Annotated in this window: 5 protein-coding genes; 1 reads left to right on the top strand and 4 read right to left on the bottom strand. The window is 65.5% G+C overall.

Going from position 1 to position 5,729, the window contains the following annotated elements; all coding sequences use genetic code 11:
- Positions 1-21: 21 nt before the first annotated feature.
- A complete protein-coding gene (locus MJ643_RS12910) occupies positions 22-1,638 on the bottom strand; it encodes a methyl-accepting chemotaxis protein (protein ID WP_047595275.1) in 1,617 nt (538 codons plus the stop codon).
- A gap of 192 nt (positions 1,639-1,830) precedes the next feature.
- Positions 1,831-3,594: an ABC transporter transmembrane domain-containing protein gene (locus MJ643_RS12905; protein WP_024086576.1), complete on the bottom strand. Its 1,764-nt coding sequence runs from the start codon at positions 3,592-3,594 to the stop codon at positions 1,831-1,833.
- A gap of 212 nt (positions 3,595-3,806) precedes the next feature.
- Here MJ643_RS12905 and MJ643_RS12900 point away from each other — a divergent pair, with 212 nt between their 5' ends.
- On the top strand, positions 3,807-3,980 hold the full coding sequence (locus tag MJ643_RS12900; RefSeq protein ID WP_013971693.1) for a PA1571 family protein: 174 nt from the start codon (positions 3,807-3,809) through the stop codon (positions 3,978-3,980).
- Positions 3,981-4,156: 176 nt separating this feature from the next.
- Here the strand turns inward: MJ643_RS12900 and pdxB are convergent, their stop codons facing one another.
- Together pdxB and tusA are read right to left on the bottom strand one after the other, a co-directional pair.
- On the bottom strand, positions 4,157-5,299 hold the full coding sequence (gene pdxB, locus MJ643_RS12895) for a 4-phosphoerythronate dehydrogenase PdxB (RefSeq protein ID WP_024086575.1): 1,143 nt from the start codon (positions 5,297-5,299) through the stop codon (positions 4,157-4,159).
- Positions 5,300-5,359: 60 nt separating this feature from the next.
- Positions 5,360-5,602: a sulfurtransferase TusA gene (gene tusA, locus MJ643_RS12890; protein ID WP_003248727.1), complete on the bottom strand. Its 243-nt coding sequence runs from the start codon at positions 5,600-5,602 to the stop codon at positions 5,360-5,362.
- Between the last annotated feature and the right edge of the window lie 127 nt (positions 5,603-5,729).

The following is a 5,729-nucleotide window of genomic DNA, read 5'->3' as shown; positions in this document are numbered from 1 at the left end:
GCCGCTCCCACAAGAGCCGCGTCAGGCGCTGAGGCGGGAGGTGACTTCACCCAGCTGCCCCGACAACCCATGCAGGCGCTGCCCCGCCTGTTCGGTATGCTGCACCGCCTGCTGGTTGGCCGTGGCGATGCGGGTGATTTCGATCAGGTTGCAGGAGATGTCCTCGGCCACGCTGGTCTGTTCTTCGGCCGCCGTGGCGATCTGCCGGTTCATGTCGCGGATCGCTTCCACTGCCAGGGTGATGCGCTGCAGCATCTGCCCGGCCTGCTGCACCTGCTCGGCACCCTCCTCGCTGCGCTGCTGGCCGCTTTCGATGGCCTTGACCGCCTCCACCGCCCCCGACTGCACCGCCTCGATGATCTGGTGGATCTCGGCAATCGACGCCGCCGTGCGCTGGGCCAGGCTGCGCACTTCATCGGCGACGACCGCAAAACCTCGCCCGGCCTCGCCAGCACGGGCCGCTTCGATGGCCGCGTTGAGCGCCAGCAGGTTGGTCTGCTCGGCAATGCCGCGGATCACTTCAAGGACTTTGCCAATGCGCGCGCTGTCATGCTCAAGGTCGCGAATCACCGCCGCCGTGCCAGCAATTTCGCGGTTGACCACGCCGATGATGTCGATGGTCTGCTGCATCACCTGCTCGCCCGCCTGGGCACTGTGATCGGCGTCGTCCGCAGCGCGGGCGGCCTCCGCGGCGTGGCGGGCGACTTCCTGGGCAGTGGCGGACATCTCGTGCATGGCCGTGGCCACCTGGTCGGTGCGCTGGAACTGGTCGTGGGTACCACGGGCCATGTCGCCGGCGATGCTGCGCAGCTGGCCGCTGGCGCCTTCCAGTTCCTGGGCGTTGTCCTGCAGCCGGCCGACCGTGTCGGCGAGGAAATCGCGCAGGGTGTTGGCGGCCCGCGCCAGGCGGCCCAGTTCGTCCTCACGGCGGCTGTCTACCCGGGCGGCAAAGCGGCCCTGGCTCAGCTGCGCGACATACTCGATCAACTGGCGGATCGGCTCGATCAGGCTGCGGTTGACCAGCCACAGGCTGAGCAGCCCCACCAGCACGGCCGAGGCCAGCATCACCAGCAAGCCCAGCCATACCGTGCGCTCGGCACCGGCACTGAGGCTGGCGGCGTGCTGACGGGCATCGGCACGCAGTTGCTCGACCAGTTCGCTCATCTGCTCGCTGACGGCGCGGTCCACGCCCTTGACCGCCAGATCGCCGGCCACCGGGTCGCCGCCCGCCGCCTGGAATGCCTGGCGCCCCTGCGCATAGGTCTGGCCCAGCTGCCGGTGGCTGTCACGCAGTTGCTGCAGCGGCGCCTTGAGCCTGGCGTCGCTGCTGTCGATCAATTGCCCGAGCAGTTGCTGCACCTGCTGCTCGCGAGCCTGGAACTGCTGCCAGTACTTGTCCATGTCAGCCGGCTGGCGCCCGCGCAACAACACGTTCTTCCACTCCTGCACCTGGATCTTGAACTGCAGGTTGGCTTCGTCGATCAACTGCGAGGCCCGCAGCGGCCCGTCGACCAGCTCGGCGTAGCCGCGCACGCTGGACGAAAGGAACTGGAAGCACACCAGGGCGATCAGCAACATCGCCACCAGACTGCCGCCGAGCAGGGAGAGAATTTGCACTCTGAGGGATTTACGCAACATCTGGGATCTCGGAAAGCAGGAGGAAGACCGGAGGGCCGCGCAAGCTGGCAACAAGGCGCAACGCAGCCCGGTTACGGGCAGGCCAAAAAAAGGCTGCCATCAAGCAATGGCAGCCAGGTCGAGCACTTACGCAACAGTTGAGCTAGATACTCTCAGGCAAGTACTACAGAAATGTTACAAGGCCACTACAAGCTACCCCGTGGTGAACTGCAAGGCCGCAAGCCGCGCATAAAGCGGGCTCTCTTCGATCAACTGGCGATGCGTCCCCACCGCCACCAGCCTGCCCTTGTCGATGACCGCGATACGGTCGGCATGCTGGACCGTAGCCAGACGATGGGCGATCACCAGTGTGGTGCGCCCGGCCATCAGGCTGGGCAGCGCCTGCTGGATAAGGTGTTCGCTTTGTGCGTCGAGTGCGCTGGTGGCTTCGTCCAGCAACAGGATCGGCGCATCGACCAGCAACGCACGGGCAATGGCCAGGCGCTGCCGCTGCCCGCCGGACAAGCCGATGCCGCCCTCGCCCAGCTGTGTCTGGTAGCCCTGCGGCAATTGCCGGATGAATGCGTCGGCATGGGCACCCCGGGCGGCTGCCTCGACCTCGGCCAGGGTCGCCTCGGGCCGGCCATAGCGGATGTTGGCCTCGACCGTGCCGCGAAACAGCGAGGGGTTCTGTGCCACCAGGGCGAACTGCTGGCGCAGGTGATTGGGGTCAAGTTCGGTGATCGCCTTGCCATCGAGAAGGATGCACCCCTGCTGGGGGTCGTAGAAGCGCAGCAACAAATCGAACAAGGTCGACTTGCCCGCCCCCGACGGGCCCACCAGTGCCACGGTCTGCCCCGGCTCGATGGTCAGGCTCAGGCCATCGACAGCCGCCACCGAGGGCCGTGACGGATAGGCGAACACCAACTGCTGCAGCTCGATACGCCCACTGGCCCGCTGCTGCGGCAGCACCTGCGCCACGGCGGGCGGCAGGATTGCACTGCGCGCCGCCAACAGTTCGGCAATGCGCTCGGCGGCGCCCGCCGCCCTTTGCAACTCGCCGATTACCTCGCTGAGGGTGCCGAAGGCACTGCCGACGATCAGGCTGTAGAACACGAACGCGGCCAGTTCGCCCGCGGAAATGCGTCCGGCGATCACATCCATGCCGCCAACCCACAACATCACCCCCACCGCTCCCAGTACCAGCACGATCACCAGGGTGATAAGCCAGGCACGCTGGGCAATACGCTGCCGGGCCACGGCAAAAGCCGCTTCGACCGTACCGGCGAACAGCTCGCGGTCATGCGCCTGGTGGTTGTAGGCCTGCACGGTCTTGATCTGCCCGAGTGTCTCGGCCACATAGCTGCCCACATCGGCTACCCGGTCCTGACTCTGCCGCGACAGGCTGCGTACCCGGCGGCCGAACAGCAGGATCGGCGCCAGCACCAGCGGCAGGGCCACCACCACGATGCTGGTGAGCTTGGGATTGGTGATAAACAGCAACACCACACCACCGGTGACCATCAGCGCGTTGCGCAGGAACATCGACAGCGAAGAGCCGATTACCGATTGCAGCAAGGTGGTGTCGGCGGTCAGGCGCGACTGGATCTCGGAGCTGCGGTTGTCTTCGAAAAACCCGGGATGCAAACCGATCAGGTGGTCGAACACGGCTCGACGGATATCGGCCACGCAGCGCTCGCCGATCCACGACACCAGGTAGAAGCGGCTGAAGGTACCCACCGCCAGGGCCAACACCAGCAGCAGGAACAGGCCGATGGTCTGGTTGAGCTGATGCGCGGAGCGGGTCATGAAGCCCTGGTCCACCAGCAGGCGGATGCCCTGGCCCATGGACAGGGTGATGGCGGCGGTGACTACCAGGGCCAGCAAGGCAAGCATCACCTGGCGACGGTAAGGACGGACAAACTGCCAACCCAGGCGCAAGGCGCGGCGTTGACGTGGGGAAACCGATTCGGGCATGGCGCTGACCACAATGGTGGGAAACCGCAGCCTACCACTCATCCACGCCTGTGGAACCCTTGCAGGGTTGCTATAGCCTATCGGTCTAACCAGGCTATGGAGCTTTACTGCCGTTTCTGTTGGACTGTGCCTGCCGTGACCCTGCAGGTACTGTCACAGGCCAGTCACGGCACAGGGTTAACCTGCGCTTGAACCTGATGAGGAGACAATACATGAGCTTGCAGCATGGCAGCGACAATCAGAAGCCCCGGACCACACCACCGCCGCAGGTGTGCGGTTCGATCATCGATGCGAAGGGGCGCGAAGTACCGATCACCGAGCAGATGATCCAGCAGGCCTGCAAGGCCCTGGAAGAAAGCCGGGTCGAGCGCGTACGCAAAGGTTGATCGGCGAATTCCTTGCAACCCGGCGCTTGCGCCGGGTTTTTATTTGCCTGAATCCTGTACCGGCCCTTTCGCGGGTAAACCCGCTCCCACAGGGACAACACAAGCCTTGAGGTCAGCGGGCTACCTGTGGGAGCGGGTTTACCCGCGAAGAGGCCGGCACAGCTTTCAAATGGCTGTCAGACCAACACCCCACCCAAGGCACTGACCAGCTGCGCCAACTGCGGCGACTCCCCGCGCACGCGCACCGCCAGCCCCTCGATCTCGCGCCGTGGCGGGTACTGCTTGCGCAACTGGTCGAACGCTGCGCGCTGCTGCTGCGGGTCGTCGCTGAGGCTGCGGCGGAAATCGGCATCGTCGCGGCGTGGGTCGTACACTGCGCGGCAAAGGGTGGCCAAGGCCCAGGCCGGGTCGGTGCTGGCATCCAGTTCGATCTGCGCCAGCGGTGGCCGGGGCAGCAGGTCGGCCAGTTGCACCTGTTTATCCACACCGAGGAAGCGGCACAGCGCCTGGTAGATCTGCGCCGTACCACGCTGGCGACCGTCGAGGCTGTAGCCGGCAATGTGCGGCGAAGCCAATGTGCACAGGTCGGCCAGTTGCAGGTCGACCTGCGGCTCACCCTCCCACACATCCAGCACCGCATGCAGGTCTTCGCGGTCCAGCAGCAGTTCGCGCAGGGCGGCGTTGTCCACTACCGGGCCACGGCTGGCGTTGACCAGCCAGGCACCGGGGCGCAACTGCGCCAGCTGCGCCTGGCCCAGCAGGTGCCAGGTCGGGTGCTCGCCGCCACGCTGCAAGGGGGTGTGCAGGCTGATCACATCGCACTGTTGCAGGATGGTCTCGAGGCTGACGTAGTCACCGCCCTCGGCGGCCTGGCGCAGCGGGTCGCATACCAGTACCTTCCAGCCAAGGCCGTGCAGCACCCGCACCAGGCGGCCACCCACCTCACCCGCGCCCACTACGCCATACACGCGCTCGGGCAGTGCCACGCCATCCAGCTCGGCCAGGGTCAGCAGGCTGCCCAGAACGTAATCGACCACGCCGCGGGCATTGCAGCCCGGTGCGCTGCTCCAGTGGATGCCGGCTTCGGCAAAGTAGTTCAGGTCGAGGTGGTCGGTGCCGATGGTGCAGGTGCCGACGAAGCGCACGCGGCTGCCTTCGAGCAACTGGCGGTCGACCTTGGTCACCGAGCGCACCAGTAGAATGTCGGCGTCCCTTACGCTGGCGGCATCGAGGCTTCGGCCGGGGTAACGGCGGATTTCGCCGAAACCCTGGAAGAAGGCATCGAGCAGCGGGATGTTCTCGTCGGCAACTATCAGCATGGCGCTCTCCTGTCTGGGGAACGCAGTGTAGGCGCAACGCCGGGCGTGTTCCAGAGCGGTTCAGTCGGCTTTCTTGCGGATCCAGTACAGGAAGGTACCGGCGTCTTCCTGCTGCTGCAGCAGTTCGTGGCCGAGGAAGTTGCAGAACTTGGGGATATCGCGGCGGGTCGAGGGGTCGGTGGCGATGACCTTGAGCAGGCCGCCAGCGGCCAGGTTGCGCACGTGCTGGTGCAGCATCATTACCGGTTCCGGGCAGTTCAGGCCGGTGGCGTCGAGGATGGCGTCGGGGGTGAAATCGGTCATGGGGGGCTCCGCAAATGATCGCTATTGTCGCGCATCGCGCGACGTGGTCCAAGCACCGCCTGTGAAGACGCGCCCTGCTCTTGCTCTTGCTCTTGCTCTTGCTCTTGCTCTTGCTCTTGATCTTGAT

It is taken from the genome of Pseudomonas sp. PNPG3 (assembly GCF_023093815.1).
Taxonomy (GTDB): Bacteria; Pseudomonadota; Gammaproteobacteria; order Pseudomonadales; family Pseudomonadaceae; genus Aquipseudomonas; species Aquipseudomonas asiatica.
The sequence above is the reverse complement of the archived record's forward strand: the minus strand, read 5'-3'. Positions and strand labels throughout refer to the sequence as shown.

Excerpts from the sequence above, each read along its gene's own strand:
- MJ643_RS12900 (WP_013971693.1), top strand. The coding sequence starts at position 3,807 with ATGAGCTTGCAGCATGGCAGCGACAATCAGAAGCCCCGGACCACACCA.
- MJ643_RS12910 (WP_047595275.1), bottom strand. The coding sequence starts at position 1,638 with ATGTTGCGTAAATCCCTCAGAGTGCAAATTCTCTCCCTGCTCGGCGGC.
- MJ643_RS12905 (WP_024086576.1), bottom strand. The coding sequence starts at position 3,594 with ATGCCCGAATCGGTTTCCCCACGTCAACGCCGCGCCTTGCGCCTGGGT.
- pdxB (WP_024086575.1), bottom strand. The coding sequence starts at position 5,299 with ATGCTGATAGTTGCCGACGAGAACATCCCGCTGCTCGATGCCTTCTTC.
- tusA (WP_003248727.1), bottom strand. The coding sequence starts at position 5,602 with ATGACCGATTTCACCCCCGACGCCATCCTCGACGCCACCGGCCTGAAC.